The sequence below is a fragment of the Solilutibacter silvestris genome (genome assembly GCF_002895945.1).
Lineage (GTDB): Bacteria > Pseudomonadota > Gammaproteobacteria > Xanthomonadales > Xanthomonadaceae > Solilutibacter > Solilutibacter silvestris.
In genome coordinates, this window is the sequence record NZ_NPZB01000002.1 from 654395 (window position 1) to 678585 (window position 24191).

At 64.0% G+C, this 24191-nt stretch carries 19 protein-coding genes; 13 read left to right on the forward strand and 6 right to left on the reverse strand.

Translation table 11 applies throughout. The features are described from left to right. Nucleotides 1-11: 11 nt before the first annotated feature. From Lysil_RS10670 to Lysil_RS10685, 4 genes are all read left to right on the forward strand, one after another. Nucleotides 12-4898 (forward strand): NAD-glutamate dehydrogenase, encoded by a 4887-nt coding sequence (locus Lysil_RS10670; protein ID WP_103075558.1) that lies wholly within the window; start codon nucleotides 12-14, stop codon nucleotides 4896-4898. Nucleotides 4899-4961: 63 nt separating this feature from the next. Then, on the forward strand, nucleotides 4962-5729 hold the full coding sequence (locus Lysil_RS10675) for an NAD kinase (RefSeq protein ID WP_103075559.1): 768 nt from the start codon (nucleotides 4962-4964) through the stop codon (nucleotides 5727-5729). A gap of 25 nt (nucleotides 5730-5754) precedes the next feature. Beyond that, nucleotides 5755-8103, forward strand: a complete 2349-nt coding sequence (locus Lysil_RS10680; RefSeq protein ID WP_103075560.1) for a GH92 family glycosyl hydrolase — start codon at nucleotides 5755-5757, stop codon at nucleotides 8101-8103. Between the two features lie 44 nt (nucleotides 8104-8147). Continuing rightward, nucleotides 8148-9059, forward strand: coding sequence for a 5'-nucleotidase (locus tag Lysil_RS10685; RefSeq protein WP_103076026.1), 912 nt, complete (start codon nucleotides 8148-8150; stop codon nucleotides 9057-9059). 40 nt (nucleotides 9060-9099) lie between these two features. Here Lysil_RS10685 and Lysil_RS10690 read toward each other — a convergent pair whose 3' ends face one another. The 6 genes from Lysil_RS10690 to Lysil_RS10715 are packed head-to-tail and all read right to left on the reverse strand — an operon-like array spanning nucleotide 9100 to nucleotide 15447. Continuing rightward, on the reverse strand, nucleotides 9100-9657 hold the full coding sequence (locus Lysil_RS10690) for a DUF2939 domain-containing protein (protein ID WP_103075561.1): 558 nt from the start codon (nucleotides 9655-9657) through the stop codon (nucleotides 9100-9102). A gap of 2 nt (nucleotides 9658-9659) precedes the next feature. Beyond that, nucleotides 9660-10343: a DUF2461 domain-containing protein gene (locus Lysil_RS10695; RefSeq protein WP_103075562.1), complete on the reverse strand. Its 684-nt coding sequence runs from the start codon at nucleotides 10341-10343 to the stop codon at nucleotides 9660-9662. Then, a complete protein-coding gene (gene sbcB, locus Lysil_RS10700; RefSeq protein WP_103075563.1) occupies nucleotides 10340-11782 on the reverse strand; it encodes an exodeoxyribonuclease I in 1443 nt (480 codons plus the stop codon). Before sbcB ends, Lysil_RS10695 begins: the two co-directional genes overlap by 4 nt. A gap of 7 nt (nucleotides 11783-11789) precedes the next feature. Further along, nucleotides 11790-13154: an FAD-dependent oxidoreductase gene (locus Lysil_RS10705; protein ID WP_103075564.1), complete on the reverse strand. Its 1365-nt coding sequence runs from the start codon at nucleotides 13152-13154 to the stop codon at nucleotides 11790-11792. Continuing rightward, nucleotides 13151-14425, reverse strand: a complete 1275-nt coding sequence (kynU, locus tag Lysil_RS10710; protein ID WP_103075565.1) for a kynureninase — start codon at nucleotides 14423-14425, stop codon at nucleotides 13151-13153. The genes Lysil_RS10705 and kynU overlap by 4 nt, the downstream gene beginning before the upstream one ends. Next, nucleotides 14422-15447, reverse strand: coding sequence for an amidohydrolase family protein (locus Lysil_RS10715; RefSeq protein ID WP_103075566.1), 1026 nt, complete (start codon nucleotides 15445-15447; stop codon nucleotides 14422-14424). Before Lysil_RS10715 ends, kynU begins: the two co-directional genes overlap by 4 nt. 222 nt (nucleotides 15448-15669) lie before the next feature. Between Lysil_RS10715 and Lysil_RS10720 the strand changes: the two genes are divergently transcribed. The 9 genes from Lysil_RS10720 to Lysil_RS10760 all read left to right on the forward strand — a co-directional run bounded on the left by Lysil_RS10720 (nucleotide 15670) and on the right by Lysil_RS10760 (nucleotide 24175). Further along, nucleotides 15670-16047, forward strand: a complete 378-nt coding sequence (locus Lysil_RS10720) for a hypothetical protein (RefSeq protein ID WP_103075567.1) — start codon at nucleotides 15670-15672, stop codon at nucleotides 16045-16047. A 12-nt stretch (nucleotides 16048-16059) separates the two neighbouring features. Further along, a complete protein-coding gene (locus Lysil_RS10725) occupies nucleotides 16060-16980 on the forward strand; it encodes a VirB8 family type IV secretion system protein (RefSeq protein WP_103075568.1) in 921 nt (306 codons plus the stop codon). A gap of 2 nt (nucleotides 16981-16982) precedes the next feature. Then, nucleotides 16983-17744, forward strand: coding sequence for a TrbG/VirB9 family P-type conjugative transfer protein (locus Lysil_RS10730; RefSeq protein WP_425477162.1), 762 nt, complete (start codon nucleotides 16983-16985; stop codon nucleotides 17742-17744). Next, complete coding sequence (locus Lysil_RS10735) at nucleotides 17741-19027, forward strand: TrbI/VirB10 family protein (RefSeq protein WP_103075569.1); 1287 nt, start codon at nucleotides 17741-17743, stop codon at nucleotides 19025-19027. Before Lysil_RS10730 ends, Lysil_RS10735 begins: the two co-directional genes overlap by 4 nt. An 11-nt stretch (nucleotides 19028-19038) precedes the next feature. Beyond that, entirely contained in the window at nucleotides 19039-20079 is a 1041-nt protein-coding gene (gene virB11, locus Lysil_RS10740) for a P-type DNA transfer ATPase VirB11 (protein WP_103075570.1), read from the forward strand. A 95-nt stretch (nucleotides 20080-20174) separates the two neighbouring features. Further along, nucleotides 20175-20969: a lytic transglycosylase domain-containing protein gene (locus Lysil_RS10745; RefSeq protein WP_103075571.1), complete on the forward strand. Its 795-nt coding sequence runs from the start codon at nucleotides 20175-20177 to the stop codon at nucleotides 20967-20969. 26 nt (nucleotides 20970-20995) lie between these two features. Continuing rightward, nucleotides 20996-21400 (forward strand): TrbC/VirB2 family protein, encoded by a 405-nt coding sequence (locus Lysil_RS10750; protein ID WP_103075572.1) that lies wholly within the window; start codon nucleotides 20996-20998, stop codon nucleotides 21398-21400. Further along, entirely contained in the window at nucleotides 21393-21704 is a 312-nt protein-coding gene (locus Lysil_RS10755) for a VirB3 family type IV secretion system protein (protein WP_103075573.1), read from the forward strand. Before Lysil_RS10750 ends, Lysil_RS10755 begins: the two co-directional genes overlap by 8 nt. Next, nucleotides 21704-24175, forward strand: coding sequence for a VirB4 family type IV secretion/conjugal transfer ATPase (locus tag Lysil_RS10760; RefSeq protein ID WP_103075574.1), 2472 nt, complete (start codon nucleotides 21704-21706; stop codon nucleotides 24173-24175). The genes Lysil_RS10755 and Lysil_RS10760 overlap by 1 nt, the downstream gene beginning before the upstream one ends. Nucleotides 24176-24191: the final 16 nt, after the last annotated feature.

A 24191-nucleotide genomic window follows, 5' to 3' on the forward strand; every position in this document is an offset into this window, starting at 1 on the left:
GAGTTGACGCCATGACTTCCAGGAAACCCGCTTCCGATGCCCGCGCGTTCGCGACCGCGCTGTATGCCCGCCTGTCGCCCGAGGAATTGCGGATGCAGTCCGCCGCGACTTCGGCGGCGATCGCGGCCGATGCACTCGAATTCGCCAGCAGTCGCAAGCGCGGCGCGGCGTCGGTGCGCGTGTTCAATCCGACCAAGAAGGGGAATGGTTGGGACTTGCCGCGCAGCGTGCTGCAGGTCGCCAACGACGACATGCCGTTCCTGGTCGACTCGATCACCAATGCCCTGACCGAACGCGGCATCTCCGTGCACGCATTGCTGCATCCGGTGTTGCAGGTGCAGCGCGACAAGGCCGGCAAGCTGCAGGCGCTGGGCGAGGGCGCGCACGAATCGTTCATCCATGCCGAAATCGATCGCCTCGATGCCGCCGATGCCAAGGACGTCGAACGCGCGATCGCCAAGGTCCTGGCCGATGTGCGCGCAGCGGTCGAGGATTGGCCGCGCATGCGCGAGAAGATGGATGCCGCGGCCGACGGCTTGGCGAAAAAAACCGCCGGCACGGTCTCGACGGAAGTGCTGGCGGAATCGCGCGAATTCCTGCACTGGGCCGCGGACAACCATTTCACCTTCCTTGGCTATCGCGAATACAAGGTCGAGAAGCGCGGCGGTGAAGACGTGCTGGTGGCGGTCGAGGGCAGTGGCCTCGGCCTGCTGCGCGGCAAGGATGGCGGCAAGCCGCGTCCGCTGAAGTCGCTGGATGCGCATCGCGTGCAGCAGTCCGGCCTGTTGGAACCGCTGATCCTGTCCAAGACCAACGCGCGCGCCAGCGTCCATCGCCTCGGCTACATGGACTACATCGGCGTGGTCGAGTTCGATGCCAAGGGCAAGCCGGTGTCGGAGAAGCGCTTCATCGGCCTGTTCACGTCGAGTGTCTACAACCATCGCCCGTGGGATATCCCGGTGGTGCGCAGCCGCTACGAGCGGGTGATGAAGGATTCCGGCCTGCCGGCGCAGGGACATAGCGCCAAGGCCTTGCGCCACATCATGGAAACGCTGCCTCGCGACGAACTGTTCCAGTCCGGCCATGACGAACTGCTGGCGCTCGGCACCGGCGTGCTCGGCCTGCGCGAACGCGTCGACAGCAAATTGTTCCTGCGCCGCGATCGCTACGGGCGTTTCTATTCGGTGCTGGTGTACGTCCCGCGCGAACGCTTCAATACCGACATGCGCCTGCGCATCGAGGCGATGCTGAAGGATGCGTTGTCCGCCGATCACGTCGAAAGCCACGTGACGATGGGCGATTCGCCGCTGGTGCAATTGCACCTGATCGTGCGTCCGCGCGAAGACGCGCGCGAGGCGAAATTCGACATCGCCCGACTGGAAGCACGCCTGGCCGAAACCGTGCGCAACTGGCACGATCGCCTCAATGACGTGCTGATCGCGCGCCACGGCGAGAGCGAAGGGCTGGCATTGGCCAAGCATTTCGGGCGTGCCTTGAGCGCCGCCTATATCGAGGAAGCGACGCCGGAAGCCGCCGCCAACGATGTCGTGCAACTGGCCGCGTTGGGCAACGATGACAGCCTCGGCATCAACCTGCGCACCGATCCTGCGGCCAGCCATTGCGCCGACTGCATCGAGGTCAAGCTGTTCCATCGCAACGGCAGCCTGCCGTTGTCGGAAGTGCTGCCGATGCTCGACAACATGGGCCTGCAGGTCATCACCGAATATCCGCACGAGGTGGTGGTGGATGGCCAGCCGTATTCGATCCAGGATCTCGAAGTGCGTGCGTCCGCGGGCGCGGCGCTGAACGACGACAGCACCGCGTTCTTCATCGAGGCCTTCGGCCGCGTCTGGCACGGCGAGCTGGAGAACGACGGCTTCAATCGCCTGGTGCTTGGCGCCGAATTGCGCTGGAAGCAGGTCGCGATGTTGCGCGCCTACTGCAAATACCTGCTGCAACTGGGCGTGCCGTTCTCGCAGAGTTATGTCGAAGCGACGTTCACGCGTTATCCGCTGCTGGCGCGCCTGATGGTGGAGTATTTCGAGGCGCGCTTCGATCCCAACACCGGCAAGGAAAGCAAGGCCGAGATCGCTGCCGGCGCCAAGGCGTTCACCGCGCAGATCGATGCACTGTGCCGCGATGACGACATCGCGAAATCGATCATCGAGCCGGTGGTCGCCGCGCGCAGCAAGTCGCGCGAAGCACAGACCGAAGCGACGCGCACGGCCATCAAGGCGTTGCTCGATCGCGTCAAGAGCCTCGACGAGGATCGCATCCTGCGCAGCTACATGGGCGTGATCGATGCGACCCTGCGCACCAACTATTACATCGACTATGCCGGCGACAAACGCATGGACGGCGGCCCCGCCGACTATCTCGCGTTCAAGCTTGATTGCTCGGCCGTTCCCGATCTGCCGAAGCCGCGCCCGTATCGCGAAATCTGGGTGTGCGGCCCGCGCGTGGAAGGCATCCACCTGCGCTTCGGTTCGGTGGCGCGTGGCGGCCTGCGCTGGTCGGATCGCCGCGAGGATTTCCGCACCGAAGTACTGGGCCTGGTCAAGGCGCAGATGGTGAAGAACACGGTGATCGTGCCGGTCGGTTCCAAGGGCGGCTTCTATCCCAAGCAATTGCCGGATGCGGCGGTCGATCGCGATGCCTGGTTCAACGAAGGCGTGGCCTGCTACAAGCGTTTCATCAACGGCCTGCTCGACATCACCGACAACATCGCGCCGAACGGCAAGATCGTGCATCCGGCTGGCGTGGTGCGCCACGACGGCGATGATCCGTACCTGGTCGTTGCCGCCGACAAGGGCACCGCGACCTTCTCCGACATCGCCAACGGCATCGCCGAAGCCCACCATTTCTGGCTGGGCGATGCCTTCGCATCCGGTGGTTCTGTCGGCTACGACCACAAGGGCATGGGCATCACCGCCAAGGGCGCGTGGGTGTCGGTGGTCGGCTTCTTCCACGATCTCGGCCGCGATTGCCAGAAGCAGGACTTCACCTGCGTCGGCATCGGCGACATGTCGGGCGACGTGTTCGGCAACGGCATGCTGCTGTCGAAGCACACGCGACTAATCGCCGCGTTCGACCATCGCCACATCTTCATCGACCCGAACCCGGATGCGGCGATCTCGTTCAAGGAGCGTTCGCGCCTGTTCAAGCTGCCGCGTTCGAGCTGGGCGGACTACGACGCCAAGCTGATCGGCAAGGGTGGCGGCGTGTGGCCGCGTTCCGCCAAGTCGATCCCGGTCTCGGCGGAAGCGCGCGCGGCACTCGGCATCGATGCCGCGGTCACCGCGTTGAGCCCGGACGAACTGATGCGCGCGATCCTCAAGGCGCCGGTCGACCTGTTCTGGAACGGCGGCATCGGCACCTACGTCAAGTCCAGCCATGAGAGCAATGCCGATGTCGGCGATCGCGCCAACAACGCGATCCGCATCAACGGCGACGAACTGCGCTGCAAGATCATCGGCGAAGGCGGCAATCTCGGCTTCACTCAGCGCGGTCGCGTCGAGGCATCCCTGCATGGCGTGCTGCTCAATACCGATTTCATCGACAACTCGGCGGGCGTCGATACCTCCGATCATGAAGTCAACATCAAGATCCTGCTCAACGCCGAAGTGCAGAAGGGCAACCTGACCTTGCCCGCACGCAACAAGCTGCTGGCATCGATGACCGATGAAGTCGGCGCGCTGGTGCTCAACGACAACTATCGTCAGAACCAGGCGCTCGACATGATGCAGCGCATGAGCATGTCGCGGCTCGGCTCCAAGCTGCATTTCATCCGCACCCTCGAGGCGAAAGGCCTGATCGACCGCCAGATCGAATTCCTGCCCAGCGATGCCGAGATCGCCGATCGCAAGGCCAAGGGCCAAGGGCTGACGCGTCCGGAACTGTGCGTGCTGCTGTCGTACTCCAAGCTGGTGGCGTATCCGCAGCTGCTGGCCAGCGACGTGCCGGAAGATCCCTATCTGTCGCGCGAACTGGTGCGCTATTTCCCGGAACCGTTGCAGAAAAAGTACGCCAAGGCGATGGAGCATCACCGCCTGAAGCGCGAGATCATCGCCACCGCGGTGACCAACTCGACCATCAACCGCATGGGCTCGACCTTCCTGTTGCGCATGCAGGAGGACAGCGGCCGCAGCATCGGCGATATCGCCAAGGCGTATACCATCACCCGCGAAACGCTCGACGCGCGCGACCTGTGGACGCAGATCGATGCGCTCGACGGCAAGGTCGCCAGCGATGTGCAGGTCGATGCGCTGATGGTGATCTGGGAACTGCAGCGCGGCTTCACCCGCTGGCTGCTGTCGCGCCCCGGCGCGATCCCCAACATCCAGCAGGCGGTCGATCGCTACCACGACGGTTTCCGCGACATCCGTGCCGGTGAAGGCATCCTCCATCCGTCGCAACGCCCGATCTACGAGGAAAGCCGCAAGGACTGGCGCGCCAAGGGCGTGCCTGCGGCGCTGGCCGACCAGTTGGCGGCGCTGCCGTACCTCGAGCCGTGCCCCAACATCATCGAGCTGGCGCGCGAGCGCAAGATGCGCGCGACCGACATCGGCAAGGTGTATTACCGCCTGGGCGATGCGCTGCGCGAGCCGTGGCTGCGCGAACAGATCGAAGCGCTCAAGGTCGAAGGCCGCTGGCACGCGGTGGCGCGTGGCGTGTTGCGCGACGAACTGGCGACGCAAATGCGCAAGCTCACCGAGCAGGCGCTGGCGATGCCGGGCAAGGACGCCGAGGCCAAGGTCAGGGCGTGGCTGGACCGCGACGACCCGACGCTGCGCTTCACCCTGTCGATGCTGTCGGAACTGGCCGCGCAGAAGACCCTGGACTACCCGACGGTCTCGGTGGCGGTGCAGCGCTTGGCGCAGTTGGCCGATCGCAGCTGAGCAATCTCGCCTGATGTCGACAACCGGGGCCCGACGGCCCCGGTTTCGTTTTATCCTCCCCGCATGGCTTCTCCGCGCATCGCTTTCCTCGCCAGCAATTCCAGCGACGCACAGTCGGCGCTGGCCGCGCTCGAATCGGCGCACGGGCGCGTGGCGCTGGAAGACGCCGACGTGCTGGTCGCGCTTGGTGGCGACGGTTTCATGCTGCAGACCTTGCATCGCCACGGTGGCTTGGCAAAGCCGGTATATGGAATGAAGCTCGGCACCGTCGGCTTCCTGATGAACCAGTACCACACCGGCGATCTCGCCGAACGCATCGCCGGTGCGGAACCGGCGGTGCTGCATCCGCTGGAAATGACCGTGCAAACGGAATCCGGCGCGACGGTGACGTCGCTCGCCTACAACGAAGTGTCGCTGCTGCGGCAGACGCGCCAAGCCGCGCATGTTGCCATCGACCTGCAGGGCGAGAACCGACTTGAAGAACTGATCTGCGATGGCGTGATGGTGGCGACGCCGGCGGGCAGTACCGCCTACAACTTCTCGGCGGGTGGACCGATCCTGCCACTGGGCGCGAACGTGCTGGCGCTGACGCCGATCGCTCCGTTCCGGCCGCGCCGTTGGCGTGGCGCCGTGCTGAAGGCCGCGACGGAAGTGCGTTTCCGCATCCTCGACCATTACAAGCGTCCGGTCAGCGCCACCGCCGATTCGCACGAAGTGCGCGACGTGGTCGATGTCGCGGTGCGCGAGGCGCCCGGCCGTGCGGTGACATTGCTGTTCGATGCCGAACACGGTCTCGAGGAACGCATCCTCAGCGAACAGTTCATCGCCTGAGTCCAACCCTGATGAGGGCAATGCCATGTATTGGAAAACGATCGCCGCGATGCTTGTTGGCGGAGTCGCGTTGATGTCGATGACACCGGCGTGGAGCGCGGATGATTGGCGCGATGCCGGGCGTCGTGGCTACGAGGCCGCCGATCCGATGATCGGCACCGGTGGCGATGGCCACACCTTTCCCGGCGCGACGCTGCCGTTCGGCATGGTGCAGTTGAGCCCGGACACGCGCATCCAGCAGCGCAAGGACGGTTATGGCTGGGCCGCCGGCTACAATCATCGCGACAGCAGTATTGTTGGCTTTTCGCACACGCATTTTTCCGGCACCGGCCATTCCGATCTCGGCGACGTGCTGCTGATCCCGCAAGTGGGCGAGGTCAAGACCGAACGCGGCGATCCCGACAAGCCCGGCAGCGGTTACACCGCGCATTTCAGCCATGCCAGCGAGGTGGCGAAACCGGGCTATTACGCGGTGACGCTGGATGATCGCGATGTCCGCGTCGAACTCACCACGACGCCGCGCGTCGGCGTGCATCGCTACACCTTCCCGAAGGGCAAACCGGCGCATGTGCTGGTCGACCTGCGCACGTCGATGTACGACTATCCCGGCAAGGTGCTGTGGTCGCGCCTGCGTGTGCACGCTGATGGCACGGTGACCGGCTTCCGCGAAACGCGCGGCTGGGCGCCGGGGCGGCAGTTGTATTTCGCCATGCGTTTCTCGCAGCCGTTGCGCGGCCATGCGCTGCAGGACAGCGACAAGGACGTGCCCTACAAGGGTTTCGCCACGCCGGCATCGAAACAGCCGACACAGCGTGCGCAGATCGAAGGGCGGCAGTTGACCGGAAGTTTCGATTTTGCTGCGCTGGATGCGCCGCTGGTGGTGAAAGTCGCGATCTCGCCGGTGAGCGAGGAGGGCGCGATCGCCAATCTCGATGCCGAAATGCCAGGCTTCGATTTCGATCGCGTCCACGCTCAAGCGCGGAAGACCTGGGAAGACGCGCTCGGCGTGCTCGATATCCACGCCCCCAACGATGACACGCGCATGGCCTATTCGGCGCTGTACCACGCCTACATGGGGCCGTCGCTGTTCATGGATGTCGATGGCCGTTATCGCGGGCCCGACAACGCCGTGCATCAGGCCAAGGGTTGGACGAACTATTCGACGTTCTCGCTGTGGGACACCTATCGCGCGCTGCATCCGTTGCTGACGTTGACGCGTCCACCGCAACAGACCAACGACATCGTCAATTCGCTGCTCGCCAGCCAGCGCGAGAGTCCCTACGGCATCCTGCCGATATGGGCGTTCCACGGCCAGGAAACGTGGACGATGATTGGCTATCACGCGGTTCCGGTGATCGCCGATGCGTGGATGAAAGGCATCCGTGGCTATGACGGCGCGGCCGCGCTGAAGGCGATGACCGCCAGCGCCGAATACGGCCCCTACGGCGGACTCGACGGCTACATGCAACTCGGTTATGTCCCCATCGACGAGGAAGGCGAGGCGGCATCGAAGACGCTGGAATACGCCTACGACGACTGGACCATAGCGCGCGTGGCGGAAACGCAGGGCAAGAAGGACATCGCCGAGCGTTACTTCAAGCGCGCGGCGAACTGGCGCCACGCCTACGATCCGTCCACCGGTTTCATGCGCGCACGCCTGCGTGACGGCAAGTTCCGCACGCCGTTCGATCCGACGGTGAGTGGTTATGGCAGCGACTACACCGAAGGCAATGCCTGGCAGTACTCGTGGTACGTGCCGCAGGATGTCGCCGGTTTGGCAAAGGCGCATGGCAGCGCCGACAAGTTGCTGGCGAAACTCGACCAGGTGTTCGACGCCAAGGTCGATCCGAAGTTGTTCGAGCACATGGAAGACATCACCGGCCTGATCGGCTGGTATGCGCACGGCAACGAACCGAGCCACCACGTCGCCTATCTCTACAGCTACGCCGGCCAGCCGTGGCGCACGCAGGCGCGCCTTGGCGAAATCATGCGCACCCAGTACGCGCCCCGACCCGATGGCCTGTCCGGCAACGACGATCTCGGCCAGATGTCGGCGTGGTACGTCTTCACCGCGATGGGTTTCTATCCGGTCACGCCCGGCAGCAACGAATACATCATCGGACGGCCGTTCCTGCCGGAAATGGGCCTGCACCTGCCCAACGGCAAGACCTTCCGCATCGTCGCCGAAGGTCTGGATGCCGCGCACGGCTACGTCGGCAGCGTCATGTTGAACGGCAAGCCGCTGGATCGCGCCTTCCTGCGCCACGACGAACTCATGGCCGGTGGCGAATTGCGCTTCCACATGCAGGCCGAACCGAACAAGGCGTGGGGCACGCATCCCGATCGCCAGCCGTATTCAATGAGCGCGCGCTGAGTCGTGTCGCAATGAACGAGACCCCGCCGCCGCAGACTGTCACGATGCAATCATCGCCGCTCCCGACCCTTGTCGTCGCGATCACCTCGCGGGCGCTGTTCGACATGGAGGACAGCCACGGCCTGTTCGAGCGCGAGGGCGTCGAAGCGTTCAGCCAACACCAGCGCGACCGCGAGGATGAGCCGCTGGCGCCGGGCATCGCCTTCCCGTTGGTGCGCAAGCTGCTGGCGTTGAACGCGCGCCTCGGCGCGACTGCGGAATCGCCGCGCGTCGAGGTGATCCTGTTGTCGCGCAATTCCCCCGATACCGGATTGCGCGTGTTCAACGCGATCCAGCACCACGGCCTCGACATCCGCCGCGCCACCTTCACTTCGGGCGCACCGGTGTGGCCTTACATCAAGCCATTCGGCGCGTCGCTGCTGTTGTCGGCCAACCCGGAATCGGTGCGCCGCGCACTGGATGCCGGCATCGCCGCGGCGACCATCCTGCCGGCGCGCGCCAGCGAGTCCGGGCGCGAGCAATTGCGCATCGCCTTCGATGGTGACGCGGTGGTGTTCGGCGACGAGGGCGAACGCGTGTCGCGCGCGCACGGATTGGAAGCCTTTGGTCGCCACGAACGCGTGCACGCGCACGAACCGCTGTCGGGTGGTCCGTTCCGGCCATTCCTGCAGGCCTTGCACGAGCTGCAACTGGCATTCGAACCAGGCGACGACGCGCCGATCCGCACCGCGCTGGTCACCGCGCGTTCCGCGCCCGCACACGAACGGGTGATCCGCACCCTGCGCGAGTGGGACGTGCGGCTGGATGAGGCGCTGTTCCTCGGTGGCCGCGACAAGGGTGAATTCCTCAACGCATTCGGCGCCGACATCTTCTTCGACGATTCACTGCACAACATCGATTCGGCGCGTCGTCACGTCGCCGCCGGGCACGTGCCGCACGGGATCGCCAACGAATGACGAACTTCCTGCGTCAGCGATGGATCGTGAGCAGGTGTTCTCAATCGTGTTTTGGCGCAGGCAATCGAATGTTGGTGATCTTCCAGCGCAAGCCGCGCGGCTCGAACACGAAACCGACGTCGCCGCCACTGGTGGTCACCGTTGCGACGTAACGCGTCGGCGATTCGAAGCGGCCATGCGCGTTGGAAAATGGGTCGACGGGACGCGCCTGCTTGACCACGCCATCGCCGACGGTGTCGCCGCTGGCCTGCTTGTAGAGCGCGTCGCCCTGCAGCAACACCCCGATGCCGGCCGGCGTCGCCATCATGTTCACGGCATTGTCGGAAATCACCTTCGCTGCCTGACCGGCCAGCCCGCCATTGGCGCCACTGCCGAGGCGCGCGGAAATGCCGCGGGCGATGCGGTCCTCGATCTGCGGCGAGAGACTGGCACGCAGCGCGACGAAATCGACATGGGTTTCCAGCGCGGCCAGGTCCTTGTCGGCGATCGCCTTGCGCAGGCCGTGCATGGCGATGTACGGGCCGGAACACCACGCGGCGACGAGGAGCGCCAGCACGACGACAGTGATGATCGAAATGCGGCGTTGCGTGCGGGTCATGCTCAGAACTCCAGGTCGAGGGCGGCGCAGAGATAATCGACAAACGGCGCGAGCGTGGCGAAGTCCTTAGCAAGCTGGCGCACCAGGTTCGGCGATGTCATGTCGGCATCGTCGAGGCCGCGCACCATCACGAAATTGCGATGACGCAGATCATCGGCAAACACGAAATCCTTGGGAAAACCGGCTGGCACCCGCGTCAGCATCTCTTCGGATTCGAGGTCGAAGCGCTTGCGCATGGCGGGCGCGTGCGCGGCGGCTTTCCATCCCGCCGGATTTTCGACGATGAACTGGCGGATCTTGCGTTGCGTCGCCGGTTCAGGATGCCAGATGCCGGCGCCGACGAAGCAATGGCCGGGTTGCAGGTGCAGGTAGAAGGACGGCGCTGGCAATTCGCTGCGACGCTCGTGGTAGAGGCGGGCGCCTTGCCAGCCCTTGTACGGCGACTTGTCGCCGGAGAAACGCGTATCGCGATGGATGCGGAACAGCGAACCGCCATTGCCGCGTGGGTCGGCGCGGAAACGCGGGCTGATCTTCGCCAGTTCCGGCTGCAGGTCCAGCAGCAGTTGCTGGAACGGCGTCTTCAGGTGTTTTTCATAGTCGTCCTTGTGCGCGAGGAACCATTCGCGGTTGTTGTTGCGCATCAACGCGCGCAGGAAACGGAAGCTCTTGTCGCTGAAATGGTTCATGTCAGGCCAGCCTCGATCTGGTCGCCCCAGTGCGTGAGTGCGTCGAGCAGCGCCAGCGTCTCCGGGGCTTCCGCGTGTTGCTGGCGCAGGATCGCGATTTCGCCGCGATACGACGTCAGCGTGGCCTCACCGAGGCCCGGTTCTTCCATGCGCGCGCGGCGCAATGCGTTCCAGCGATCCTGTTCGGCGAACGACAGCGTCTGCGGCCAGTTGCGTGCGCGGTAGCGGAACAGCAGCTCACGCAGGCGGGCGTCGCGGAATGGGAAATCCTCCTCGCGCAAGCGTTGCGGCGGCGTGCCGCGCAGCAAGGGGAACATGCGTTTGTCGCTGTCGGGAACGAAGCGATCATAGAGCGCGCCGTCGGCATCGTTCGGGGAAAATTCCCTGGCGCGCGCGTACACCTGACGGATCTTCTCGGCGAATGCCGGGCCGGAGTTGCGCAGGCGTTCGCCACGCGCGTGGACCAGCTCCGGATCGATCGCCAGACGCTGGAAATCCGCATCGCGCAGATGGTCCCACTGCACCAGCATCGGCGAGCGGTTGAGGTGGACCTCCTTCAGTGCGATGCGTTCGACACCTTCGGGCAAGGCATCACTGGCGACGAACAGGCGGGCGGCGATGGCGTCGGCATCGAGATCGAACAGCGGTTGCGGATCGCTGGCGAGATCGAACACGATCACCCGACCGTCGAATTCCGGATGGCGCGTCAGCGGCAGGATCGGCGCCGCACACAATCGCGAAGCCGGATAGCGTTGCGAGACGTGCAACAGCGGGCGCGGCCGCATCGGATCGACCAGATCGGCGACATGGCGCTTGTCGCGCAGGCGCAGGGCATAGTCCCACAGGCGCGGTTGCGACGCGCGCAGCAGTCGCGCCAGCCCGAGCGTCGCGCGCACGTCCGACAATGCTTCGTGGGCGTCGCCATCGCGCAGGCCGTTGTCCTCGGCGAGATGTTCCAGCTTGAAACTGGTGCCGCCGCCATCCTCGCGTGCGCGCCAAGGGATGCCCTCCGGCCGCAGCGCATGCACCAGTCGCGTCATGTCGAGCAGGTCCCAGCGCGAATTGCCGTTCTTCCATTCGCGTTCGTAGGCGTCGTGGAAATTGCGATACAGGCCGAAGCGGATGAATTCGTCGTCGAAACGGATGCTGTTGTAGCCGAGGCTGCAGGTGCCCGGTTCTGACATCAGCTCGGAAATCCGCGCGAAGGCTTCGGCCTCGACGATGCCATGGTGCAATGCATGCTGCGGCGTGATCCCGGTGATCAGCGTGGCGACGGGCGAGGGCAGCAGGTCTTGCGCGGGCTGGACGAAGAATTCGTGCGGCGCCTCGATCTCGTTGAGTTCGGCATCGGTGCGGATCGCGGCGAACTGGGCGATGCGCGTGCGCCGCGGATCCTGCCCCCAGGTTTCCAGATCGTAGAACAGGAAGCTGTCAGTCATGTCGGCATTATCCGGGCAATGGCTCCAGCCGCGCCATCACCTCGCCATCCACCGCAGCCCAATCGATGCCGTCCAATGATTCGCGGCCGCGCGTCGCATTCACCAGGATCTCGCGCTGGATGTCGCTGCGTTCCAGCGCCATTGCGTAGGGAATGCGCATGAAGGTCACCATCGTGTAATGCGGCACGAAGCGCCCGGGGTGGCGCGCCTGCAGGGCCAGCTCCAGTTCGCGTTGCAGCAGGAAGGCGGCGTCGCCGACCTTGTCGCGCATCTCGATGTAGTTTTCCAGCGCCATCTGCTGGATCGCCGCCGCGTTCGGCTTGCGCTCGGCTTCGTAGGCGGCGTACGCCTCGGCGAGACCGCGGTCGCGTGCGAGATGGTTAGCCAGCGCGATGCAGTCCTCGAAGGCGCAATTCATGCCCTGGCCGTGGAACGGCACCATCGCGTGCGCAGCGTCGCCGATCAGCGCGGCGCGATCATCGAGATGCCAATGCTGGTAATGCAACGTCGCCAGCTTGCCGACCGGGTTGCGAGCGTAGTCTTCGACCAGTTCCGGGATCAGCGGTATCGCGTCCGGGAAATCGCGGTGGAAGAAATCCAGCGCCTGCGCGCCGTCACGAATCGTCTCGAAACTCGGGGCTGCGCCTTGCAGCGGCATGAACAGGGTGACGGTGAAGGTGCGCTCGTCGTTCGGCAATGCGATACACATGTAGTGGCCACGCGGCCAGATGTGCAGGGCATTGGCTTCGATGCGGAAATCGCCATTCGCGTCCGGCGGAATTTCCAGTTCCTTGTAGCCGTGATCCAGCCACTCGCTGCGTTCCTCGCACGGCCGATAGTGCTGCAACGCCTGGCGCAACGACGATCCCGCGCCATCGGCACCGATCAACGTGGTGAACGGAAGTTCGCGCGGGCCGCTGTTGGTGTCGAACGTGGCGATGCGCCGCTCGAAATCGACCGATTCCAGGCCCATGTCGAAATGCAGACGTGCGCCGGCGCGTTCGGCGGCGTCGAGCAGGGTGATGTTGAGCTCGCCACGGCTGATCGACCAGATCACTTCGCTGTCGTCGCGACCGTAGCGCTGCAGGTGCGGCTCGCCATCGAGCGGATGCACGAAGCGCCCGCGCATCATCACCGCCTGTTTCAGCACGGCATCGTCGAGACCGGCCAGTCGCAGTGCATGCAGCCCGCGTTCGGCCAATGCCAGGTTGATCGAACGACCACCGGCATAGCCTTCAACGCGCGGATCGCCACGGCGTTCGTACACATCGACCTGCCAGCCTTGTTTCGCCAGCAATGTCGCCAGCAACGCGCCGGCCAATCCGCCGCCGATGATCGCAAGCGGTGTGGTGAGTGATGCCGGAGGCGTCATCGCGCCTTCATCCAATCGATCGCCGCCAACGCGAAGCGCCGCACGTCCTCGAAGTTGTTGTAGAGCGGGGCGGGGGAGATGCGGATCACGTCGGGTTCGCGCCAGTCGCCGATCACGCCCTGGGTGGCGAGATGTTCGAACAACGCCCGCCCGCCATCGCGCCCGGCCTTCACCCGCAGCGAGAACTGCGAACCGTGTTGCGCATCGTCGCGCGGCGTCACGATCTCGATCGCGTCGGCCAGATGCGCGTCGACCAACTGGCCAAGATAGGTCGTCAACCTCAGTGATTTCTCGCGCAATGCCGGCATCCCCGCGCGCAGGAATTGTTCGCTGGCCGCGCGCAATGGCGCCAGCCCGAGGATCGGCGGATTCGACAACTGCCAGCCATCGGCGCCCGGCGTTGGCTGGAACTGCGGGCCCATCCTGAAACGCACTGATGCGTCGTTGCCCCACCAGCCGGCAAAGCGCGGACGTTGGGTGGCGGCGTGACGTTCGTGGACGAAACAGCCGGCGACCGCGCCCGGTCCGGAGTTCAGGTATTTGTAGTGGCACCACACGGCGAAATCGGCGTTCCAGTCATGGAGTTGCAGCGGCAGATTGCCGACCGCGTGCGCGAGGTCGAAGCCGACGATTGCGCCGGCTTCATGACCCAGCGCGGCGATACGCGCGAGATCGAAGGCCTGGCCGCTGCGGTACTGCACGCCCGGCCACAGGATCATGCACAAGCGCTGGGCGTTGTCGCGGATTGCCTGTTCGATCCGTTGCATCGAGAACACGCCATTCGGCAGGTCGGGCTCGACTTCGATCAGCGTCGCGTCCGGCGGCAATCCGTGGAAGCGCAGCTGCGATTCCACCGCGTAACGATCGGAGGGAAAACTGCCGGCTTCGATCAGGATCGCGGTGCGTTCAATGGTCGGCTGGTAGAAACTCACCATCATCAGGTGCAGGTTGGCGGTGAGCGAATTCATCGCCACCACTTCCTGCGCTTTCGCGCCGACAAGATGCGCCAGCGGTTCGCGCACCAGCTCGTGGTAGGGCATCCATTGCGCCTGGCCAGTGAAGTGGCCTTCCACCGCTTCTGCCGCCCATTTGTCCAGCACTTCCTCCACATGCGCGCGCACGCCGCGCGGCTGCAGGCCCAGCGAATTCCCGCAGAAATACGCCTGTTCGTGGCCATCGTGGCGCGGGATCAGGAATTCGTCGCGGAATGTGCGCAAGGGATCGGCGGCGTCGAGTGCCGCGGCGTGTCCGGGGGAAAGCAGGTTGGTCATGCAAACCTCGATGCCGGCAACCCCAGCCATTCCAGCGCGGTGCCGTGGTACAGGCGATCGCGGTCCGGTTGCGGCAACTGCAAACGCTCGATGCCCTCACCGGGCGACTGCTCGCCGAGCGGGAACGGATAGTCGGTGCCTAGCATCACGCGATCGCTGCCGCAGACGTCCAGCAGATAACGCAAGGCGCGGTCGTCGGCGACCCAGGAATCGAAATACAACCGTTTCAGGTATTCGCGCGGATTGCGGAAATTGTCGGTGGCGACCAGATCGGGCCGCATGTTGAAGCCGTGTTCGATGCGGCCGATGGTCCAGGGAAAACTGCCGCCACCGTGCGCCAGCGCGATCTTCAGTTTCGGCAAGCGTTCCAGCACGCCGCCGAAGATCAGGCAGCATGCCGCGCGCGCCTGTTCCGCCGGCATGCCGACCAACCACGGCAGCCAGTATTTCGGCATCGATTCGCTGCCCATCATGTCCCACGGATGGACCAGGATCGCGGCATCGAGTTGCGCCGCCGCTTCGAAGAACGGGAACAGTTCTTCCGCGTCGAGATTCCAGTGGCGCCCATCGGGCAGTTGCAGGTGCGAACCGATCTGCACGCCCTGCAAGCCGAGTTCATCCATGCAGCGTTCGAGTTCGCGGATCGCCAGTTGCGGCGATTGCAGCGGCACCGTGCCGATGCCGGCGTAGTGGCGCGGGAAGGCGCGGATCGTCTCGGCCATGTGGTCATTGAGCGAGCGGTGCAGCTCCAGCGCCTGATGCGGTTGCGCCCAGTAGCTGAACATCACCGGCACCGTGCTGATCACCTGCACCTGCACGCCGAAACGCGCGTAGTCGTCGATGCGTTCCTGCGGGTCCCAGGTCTTGGGCCAGATTTCCCGGAAGAATTTGCCGTCGCGATAAATCCGGTGACGGCCGTCCTCGCCGTGGTGGATCACCGGGAAGCGCGGTTCGCCGTATTTGCTTGCCAGGTCGGGCCAATCGCGGGGCAGGACGTGGGCGTGGGTATCGATGCGGAGCATCGCCCGATTCTAGCCGCGTCGCCTCGCTGGAGCGGAAATCACCCATTCATGCAACGGAATGCGCTTCCATGAGGTTGACGTTGTCACAAATTCTGGGATAACGTGGATGCAGGCACGGAAAAACGTGCCATCCGTCGCCTTTCCAGACGGGCAAGACCGCTGGAGGGCGCGATGGGTGACGGCTGTACAACAGGGGATCACGTGAAGAATCTGACCAAACACATGGCCTTGGCCATGGCAACAGCGGTATTGATGTCGGCCTGTACGACCACGCCAGCACCGGAATTCGGTGGCAAATGGCGGCCCGTGAACCGTTTCGCCGACACCGCGCGGGAAATCCCGCTCAATCCTGCCTACATCTATTACGCCTTGCCGATGGATGGCACGCTCAAGGGCGTGTTGACGCGCTGGGCCAAGGACACCCACGCCGGGCTGGCCTACCAGTTGTCTGCGGACTACACCTTGCCGGCCGCGGTCGGGCAGATCCGTACCGCCGATGGCGCCGCGGCGCTGCAGCAGCTGGCGCAGGTCTATGCGGCGCAGCGGATCGAACTCGCGGTCGAGAACGGGGCCATCACCGCCCGTCCGGCCAAGAACTGATCCGGGGGCGACATGGCATTCGGCAAGAAGAAGGCGTCGGCCGGGATCGACGCTGCGGTCAACAAGGCCGCGAATTTCGAAATCACCGTGTCCGACCTGGCGCGGCGCAGCGAGAAACGTGCGTGGTGGGTCGCGGGACTGTCGCTGCTGCTGACGCTGGTGATGGCCGGCATCCTCGCGTACATGGTGCCGCTGAAGAAGGAAGTGCCGTACCTGGTGATGGTCGATCCCTACGCGGGCATCGCACGCCTGGCGCGCGTGACCGGTGACGACGGCTACCAGAGCGTCATCGCCAAGGAAGCGATCAGCCGCGCCAACATCGCCTCGTACATCCTCGCCCGCGAGTCCTACGATTCCGGCCTGATCAACGAACGCGACTACCGCACCGTGTACACCATGTCGGAACCGGACGTGTGGAGCGCGTATTCCGCCTCGCGCGATCCGCGCAATCCGGAAAGCCCGGCGACGATGTACGGCGCGCGCACCGCCATCCGCGTCAAGATCACCAGCGTCACGCCGCTTGGTGCCCGTCCGGGCAAGCCGCCGACCGGCGCCACCGTGCGCTACCAGCGCCAGCTCTATGAAAAGTCGAACGGCGCCACCCGCGTCCTCGACAGCCGCATCGCCACCATGGAATTCGCCTATCGGCCCGAGCTGAAGATGGACCGCGAGGACGACAACATGGTCAACCCGCTGCGTTTCCGCGTGATCAATTACCGCAGCGATCTCGATAGCGCCACACCGGTGCCTGTCGAATTCCCGGCCGCGATACCGGCGCAGCCCGGCGCGATGCCGGCACCGGCAGCGACCAATGCCGCGGCATCGGCGCCACCGGCCACCACGGCACCGGTCAATCCGCAAGCCATTCCGGCGTCGCCCCAGGCGACCGCCAGTCCCACGACACCGGCCAGCCCGGCGCAAGGAGTCCATTGATGATGCGCATGCGCAGTCTGTTTGTCTTTCTGATCACCGGTGTCACTGCAGTTGCATGCCTGTTCGCGGGCAATGCCTCCGCGCAGGTCGTGCAGGAATACACCTATGCCGCCGATCGCATCTATCCAATCCGAACCGGCCTTGGCATCACCACCCAGATCGAACTGAGCCCCAGCGAGAAGGTGGTCGACTACAGCGTCGGCTTCAGCGGCGGCTGGGACCTGCAGCGGCGTGACAACGTGTTCTACATCCGCCCGAAGAACACCGACGTCGACACCAACCTGATGGTGCGCACCGAAACGCATACCTACATCTTCGAACTGAAAGTGGTGGCCACCGATTGGCGCGCGCTCGACCAGGCCAAGGCCGCCGGCGTGCAATACAAGGTGACGTTCCGCTATCCGGAAGACACACGCTTCACCCAGAAGAAGGCCGATGAACCGGCCGCCGCGGATACCGCGCTGTCGGCGGGGCGCGTCTACAACTACAACTACGACTATTCGACCAGCAGCAAGGCGGGTTGGCTGGTGCCGGTCGCCGTTTACGACGACGGCAGTTTCACCTACATCCGCATGAGCGATCTCAAGAGCATCCCGACCGGCAATTTCCCGGCGGTGTATGGCCGCGAGAAGGCGCGGACCAGTGATTTCCTGGTCAATACCACCGTCGAGAACAACACCATCATCGTCCACGGGGTCTACCCGTTCCTGACCATCCGCCATGGTGACAATGTCATCGGCTTGCGCAGGGGATCGCAGCAATGAGCCAGCACTACCCACCTTCCGACGACAACAACCACTCCCAGCAGCAGGGCGGGCAAGAACCGCAGGCGCAGGGCAATCCCTACTTCGATCGCGTCCAGGGCGGCACCGCAGCCGATCTCGATGCCGCCGCACCGACGTTGACGCAGACGGAAATGCAGCAGCTCAATCGCAAGGCGATGTTCTTCCTTGCCGCGATCGTTGGCCTGCTGTTGCTGGTCGCGTTCTGGATCATGCATTCGCTGTCCAATCGCGACGACGGCAAGAAAAAGGCCGCCGACGCGCAACGCCCGACGCAAGTGGTGGAAACACCCGACCTGCCTCGCGCCGCGCCCGCGCCGCCGGTCAACAACGATGCCGCCCAGCCGATCGACGTGGTGAACAACGCACCGCCGTTGCCACCCGCGCCGAACCATGCATCGGCAAATCGCGCGCGTGCCGGTGACTATGGCGATGGTGGCGATCAGTCACAGGCGATGCCGGCCGGCCCGCGCCCGCCCAGCCTGGTCGAGCGCCGCATGTGGAACGGCAACATGCCGCCGCCCGATGCCGCGCCGCAAGCGCAGGGACAAGGCATGGCTGGTGCGCAAGGCCAGCAAGGCGGAATGATGGTGATGGGTCCGAACGGCCCGATGTGGGTGCCCAACAAGGAAATGGTGAAAGAAGCGGACAGCAGCGCCAAGTTGCTGTCCAACCCCGATGCATTGCTGGTGCGCGGTACCTACATCCGTTGCATCCTCGAAACGCGCATCATCACCGACATTCCCGGCTTCACCTCGTGCATCGTCACCGAGCCGGTGTATTCGATCAACGGTCGTCGCCTGTTGTTGCCGCGCGGCTCGAAGATGCTGGGCAAGTACGACAGTGCCGGCATCGCCCGCGGTCGCGTCGCGGTGATCTGGGATCGCATCACCACGCCCAACGGTTATGACATCAGCATGGCCAGCCCCGGCACCGACCAGCTCGGTGGCGCCGGCCATCCCGGCCAGTACGACGCCCATTGGCCAAGTCGTGTCGCCACCGCGATGTTGATCAGCATGGTCAGCGACCTGTTCAAGTACGAGGGCCAGAAACACGGCCCCTCCGGCACGGTGGTAACGCCAAGCGGCGTCGCCTACGAGTCTCCGTACGAGAGCAATACCGCGCGCACCGTTCAGAGCATGGCCGAACAGGCCATCAACGAAAGCGCCAACCGCAAGCCGACGGTCACCATCAACCAGGGCACGCAGTTGAACGTGTACGTGGCGCAGGACGTCGACTTCAGCAACGTGCTGGCACGGCGCTGACCGGGGGCACGGTGGAAGACGACAGCTCCCCGGTTGCGCGGATCTCCAACGACTTCCTCGAGTATCAATACGGGGTGCTCGGCATCCTCGAGCACCTCAACTCGCCGCGCGTCACCGAAATCTGCATCAACCGCCCGGGCGAGCTGTACCTGGAAACGCGCGATGGCTGGGAACACCTGTCGGTGCCCGGCCTGACCTTCGAACGCGCCCGCCAGTTCTGCACCGCCGTCGTCAACGAGAGCAACACCGGCCAGCGCATCACCGACATCGATCCGATGGTGTCGCTGACTTTCCCGACCGGCCAGCGCGCGCAGTTCGTGATTCCTCCCGCCTGCGATCCGGGCAAGGTGTCGATCACCATCCGCCTGCCGGCCAAGCAGAGCCGCACCCTGCAGCAGTACGAGGAAGACGGGTTCTTCGGCCAGATCCTCGAGACCAACGGCGAACTGCCGGCACACGACCAGGAATTGCTGGCGCTGCGCGAGGCACGCGATTACGGCGAATTCTTCCGCAAGGCCGTGCACTACAAGAAGAACATCGTCGTCTCCGGCGCCACCGGCAGCGGCAAGACCACCTTCATGAAGGCGCTGGTCGATCACATTCCGATGGACGAGCGCCTGATCACCATCGAGGACGCGCGCGAACTGTTCATCCCGCAGAACAACGTGGCGCACCTGCTGTATTCCAAGGGCGGGCAGAGCGCCAGCCATGTCACCGCCAAGACCTGCATGGAAGCCTGTCTGCGCATGAAGCCGGACCGGATCATCCTGGCCGAGCTGCGCGGCGACGAATCGTTTTACTTCATCCGCAACTGCGCCTCGGGTCACCCCGGCTCGATCACCAGTTGCCACGCCGGCAGCACCGAGCAGACCTGGGACCAGATGGCGCTGATGGTGAAGGCCTCGCAGGAGGGTGCAGGACTGGAGTTCGCCACGATCAAGCGCCTGCTGATGTTGACCATCGACATCCTGGTCCACATCAAGGCCCACGGTGGACGTCGCTACATCACCGGCATCGACTACCAGCCGGGCCGCCAGATTCCGGAAGCCTAGTGGAGAAGACGTGATGGCCATCGCAAATTCATTGACAATGCAGTCGCGCAATGGCACATTCCTTGCCGTATGCACACTTCTTTCAGGGGGGAGAGATGCTGCTTGGTCTTGAACTGATGGGTTGCCCGCTGGCCGTTCCGGCCCAGGTGATGCAGCACGTCGTCAACGTCGAGTCGTCCTACAACCCCTATGCGATAGGGGTCGTCGGCGGCCATCTGGCGCGCCAGCCGAAGACGTTGCCGGAAGCGCTGGCGACCGTGCGCATGCTGGAAGACCGCGGCTACAACTTCTCGCTCGGCCTGGCCCAGGTGAATCGCTACAACCTGCGCAAGTACGGCCTGCAGACCTATGCCGCCGCGTTCCAGCCCTGCGCCAACCTCAAGGCGGGTTCGCAGATCCTGGCCGAATGCAACCAGCGCGCCAGCGGCCACTGGGGCAAGTCCTTCAGTTGCTACTACTCGGGCAATTTCGTCACCGGCTATCGCCAGGGCTATGTGCAGAAGATCGAACGCTCGATGTGGGGCGATCGCGTCGCGCAGGCCGATGGCGTCGCGCCAATCCCGGTGGTTGATTCACGCAACCGCACGCAGCGCGGCGCAGCGGGTGCGCGTGTTGCCGCGCGCGGAAAGGCCATCCGGGCAGCCGTGATCCGCAACGAAGGCCAGCTTGATATCCGCAGCCTGATCGATCGTCGTGGTGGCGTGCTGCCTGCGCTGGTGCAAGCGCAGGCCGTTCCCACCCAACAACTGCCGATGCAGGCGCTGCCTGCCGTCGCCATGCCCGTCATGGCACAGCCGGTCATGGCGCAACCCATGCAGGCACAAATGCAATCGCAACCCATGTCGTCGCCAACGCAGAAATCTGCCGGCGACGATGCCTTCGTCTTTTAACCGTTGCATCCACCCAGGAGTCGAAAATGAAACTGAAACTTTCTTCCCGCAAGCCCAACCTGACATTGCTCGCCATGCTGCTGCTGGCCACGTTGTGTCTGTTCGCGCCTGACGTGATGGCGCAGACCGAAGCGCAGACCAAGTTGTGCGGCGTGATGAAGAACGTCTACGACATCCTCAAGGTTGCCTCGATCCTGATCGTGACCGTTGCGGTCATTTTCGCCGGTTACCAGATCGCCTTCGCCCACAAGCGCATTTCCGACGTCGCCCCGATCCTGATCGGTGGCCTGCTGATCGGTGCCGCTGCCCAGATCGCCTCGATGGTGATCGGCAACGACAAGATGAAGGGCAGTGGCGATTGCGCAGCGGATGTTGGCGGTACCACCACCACCGGCTACGTGATCACCCTCGATCGCGGCTACCGTGCATAAGAACGTCATGTTCCGCGGCTGCACCCGCCCGCCCATGTTCCTGGGCGTGCCCTATGTCCCGTTTTTCCTCGGGGCGGGCGGCGTGCTGCTGATCGCGATGTACAGCGGCAACCTGCTGTTCATCGTCTTCGCGCCGGTCGTCATCTACATCATGCGGATGATGGCCCGGCGTGACGAACACATCTTCACCTTGCTGGGATTGAAGCTGGGCATGCGCACGCGTATGCGCAATACCGGCGACCACGATGGACTGTGGGTCTTCAATCCCAATCCCTACCGCGAAAAACCGGCGCCACGCGACTGATGTTCAGACCCGATACCCCTGTCAGCGAATTCCTCCCGTTCTCCACCCATGTCTCGCCCACGGTGATCAAGACCACGGGCGGCGATTACCTCGTGGTGTGGAACCTTGGCGGGCTGCCGTTCGTTGGCCGCGAGGAATGGGAGATCGAGCACAAGCACGCCACGTTCAACCGCCTGTTGCAGACCCTGCGCGCGCCGGATTTCCTCAACGTCGCGTTCTGGGTCCACGACATCCGTCGCCGCCGCAGGATCGGCAGTGGCGCCAAGTTCAGGCATGACTTCAACCAGCAGATGTCGGATCGCTATTTCGAAGCGCTGTCGTCGCAGAAGATCATGCAGAACGAGTTGTACCTGTGCATGGTCTATCGCCCGCACGGCGGCCTGCGCATCAAGGACAAGGTCAGCGACGTCGGCCGCCTCGAACGCTTGCAGAAGGAAGCGGTCGCGCGCATCCAGGAACTCGCCGCCAACGTCGAGGCCGTGCTCAAGGATTACTCGCCGTATCGCCTCGGCATGTATGAGGCCGACAACGGCGTGGTGTTCTCGGAAATCCTCGAACTCTACGGCTACATCCTCAATCGCATCGACGAGCCGGTGCCGGTGCTCAACGCGGCGATCAAGGATTACCTGCCGGTCAGTCGCCTGATGTTCTCGGTCAAGAGCGGCGATTTCGTCGTCAACCCGCCGAACAACGTCAACCAGTACGGCGCCATCCTCAACGTCAAGGAATACCCGGAAGGCACCTGGCCGGGCATCCTCAATGGATTGAAGTACCTCGACTTCGAATACGTCATCACCCACTCCTTCAGCCCGAAGGGGCGCGCCGATGCGCTGAAGGTACTGGAACGCACCAAGGGCATGATGATCTCGTCCGGCGACAAGTCCTATACGCAGATCCAGGAACTGGATGTGGCGATGGACCAGCTTACCTCCGGCAACTTCGTGCTCGGCGAATACCACTTCATCATCGCGCTGTACGCCGAATCGCAGGACAAACTCGGCCAGCAGATCGCGGCAACGCGCGCCGAACTCTCCAATGCCGGCTTCGTCTCGTCGAAGGAAGACATGGCCGTCGCGCCATCGTTCTATTCGCAATTCCCCGGCAACTGGCGTTATCGCACCCGTACCGCAAACGTCAGCTCGCTGAACTTCCTCGGGCTGTCGCCGCTGCACAACTTCGCAGTCGGCAAGAAGGACAACAACCCGTGGGGCGAGTGCGTCACCACGTTGCAGACCACCAACGGTCAGCCGTACTTCTTCAACTTCCACGCCACCCACCCGGGCGAGAATTCGCTGGGAGAGAAGGCGATCGGCAACACCATGGTGATCGGCAAGTCCGGTACCGGCAAGACCGCGCTGATCAACTTCCTGCTGAGCCAGGTGCAGAAGTTCGATCCGGTGCCAACCATCTTCTTCTTCGACAAGGATCGCGGCGCCGAAATCTTCGTGCGCGCCTGCGGCGGCAACTACCTGGCGCTGGAAAGCGGCCAGCCCACCGGCTTCAACCCGTTCCAGTGCGAGAACAGCGAAGCCAACGTCCAGTTCCTCTCCGACCTGATCAAGGTGCTGGCGGCCAAGCCGGTCTACACCGCGCGCGAGGAAGAAGAAATCTATCGCGCGGTCGAGGCGATGCTCGACATGCCGATGCAGCTGCGCAGCATGACCAACTTCCAGAAGAGCCTGCCCAACATGGGCGACGACGGCCTGTTCGCACGCCTGCGCAAATGGACCATGGGCAATTCGCTGGGCTGGGTGTTCGACAACCCGGTCGATACCGTTGATCTCAGCCGCGCCAGCATCATTGGTTTCGACTACACCGACATCATCGAAAACCCGGAAGTACGCGTGCCGGTGATCAACTACCTGATCCACCGCCTCGAAGCGCTGATCGACGGCCGTCCGCTGATCTACGTGATGGATGAATTCTGGAAGATCCTGGAAGGCAAGGGCGGCCTGAAGGATTTCGCCAAGAACAAGCAGAAGACCATCCGCAAGCAGAACGGCCTCGGCATCTTCGCCACGCAAAGCCCGGAAGACGCGCTGCAGAGCGACATCGCCGCCGCGCTGATCGAACAGACCGCGACCCTGATCCTGCTGCCGAACCCGAACGCCAGCAAGGAAGACTACGTCGACGGCCTCAAGCTCACCGAAGCCGAATACAACGTGGTGGTGAGCCTGGATGAACGCTCGCGCTGCTTCCTGGTGAAGCAGGGCCACGCCGCCAATGTCTGCCAGCTCAACCTGCGCGGCATGGACGACGAACTCGCGGTGATTTCCGCATCGACCGACAACATCGAAATCCTGCACGCACTGCTGGAAGAACAGGCGATGCGCCACGAAGTATCTCAGAACGAACTGAAACCCGAACAGTGGTTGCCCGAGTTCTACGAGCGCCGCAAGGGTTCCGGCAAACGTCGTGGTAATGACGACAAAGATGCCACAACCCGCCGCATGGCCGGGCGCGGCAATTGAACGCACAAACTAGGGA

Coding starts and splice junctions, on each gene's coding strand:
- Lysil_RS10715 (WP_103075566.1), bottom strand. CDS start 15,447: ATGCTCCGCATCGATACCCACGCCCACGTCCTGCCCCGCGATTGGCCC.
- Lysil_RS10730 (WP_425477162.1), top strand. CDS start 16,983: ATGCGCATGCGCAGTCTGTTTGTCTTTCTGATCACCGGTGTCACTGCA.
- sbcB (WP_103075563.1), bottom strand. CDS start 11,782: ATGACTGACAGCTTCCTGTTCTACGATCTGGAAACCTGGGGGCAGGAT.
- Lysil_RS10670 (WP_103075558.1), top strand. CDS start 12: ATGACTTCCAGGAAACCCGCTTCCGATGCCCGCGCGTTCGCGACCGCG.
- Lysil_RS10675 (WP_103075559.1), top strand. CDS start 4,962: ATGGCTTCTCCGCGCATCGCTTTCCTCGCCAGCAATTCCAGCGACGCA.
- Lysil_RS10695 (WP_103075562.1), bottom strand. CDS start 10,343: ATGAACCATTTCAGCGACAAGAGCTTCCGTTTCCTGCGCGCGTTGATG.
- Lysil_RS10685 (WP_103076026.1), top strand. CDS start 8,148: ATGCAATCATCGCCGCTCCCGACCCTTGTCGTCGCGATCACCTCGCGG.
- Lysil_RS10690 (WP_103075561.1), bottom strand. CDS start 9,657: ATGACCCGCACGCAACGCCGCATTTCGATCATCACTGTCGTCGTGCTG.
- Lysil_RS10720 (WP_103075567.1), top strand. CDS start 15,670: ATGGCCTTGGCCATGGCAACAGCGGTATTGATGTCGGCCTGTACGACC.
- Lysil_RS10750 (WP_103075572.1), top strand. CDS start 20,996: ATGAAACTGAAACTTTCTTCCCGCAAGCCCAACCTGACATTGCTCGCC.
- Lysil_RS10705 (WP_103075564.1), bottom strand. CDS start 13,154: ATGACGCCTCCGGCATCACTCACCACACCGCTTGCGATCATCGGCGGC.
- Lysil_RS10760 (WP_103075574.1), top strand. CDS start 21,704: ATGTTCAGACCCGATACCCCTGTCAGCGAATTCCTCCCGTTCTCCACC.
- Lysil_RS10725 (WP_103075568.1), top strand. CDS start 16,060: ATGGCATTCGGCAAGAAGAAGGCGTCGGCCGGGATCGACGCTGCGGTC.
- kynU (WP_103075565.1), bottom strand. CDS start 14,425: ATGACCAACCTGCTTTCCCCCGGACACGCCGCGGCACTCGACGCCGCC.
- Lysil_RS10735 (WP_103075569.1), top strand. CDS start 17,741: ATGAGCCAGCACTACCCACCTTCCGACGACAACAACCACTCCCAGCAG.
- Lysil_RS10680 (WP_103075560.1), top strand. CDS start 5,755: ATGTATTGGAAAACGATCGCCGCGATGCTTGTTGGCGGAGTCGCGTTG.
- Lysil_RS10745 (WP_103075571.1), top strand. CDS start 20,175: ATGCTGCTTGGTCTTGAACTGATGGGTTGCCCGCTGGCCGTTCCGGCC.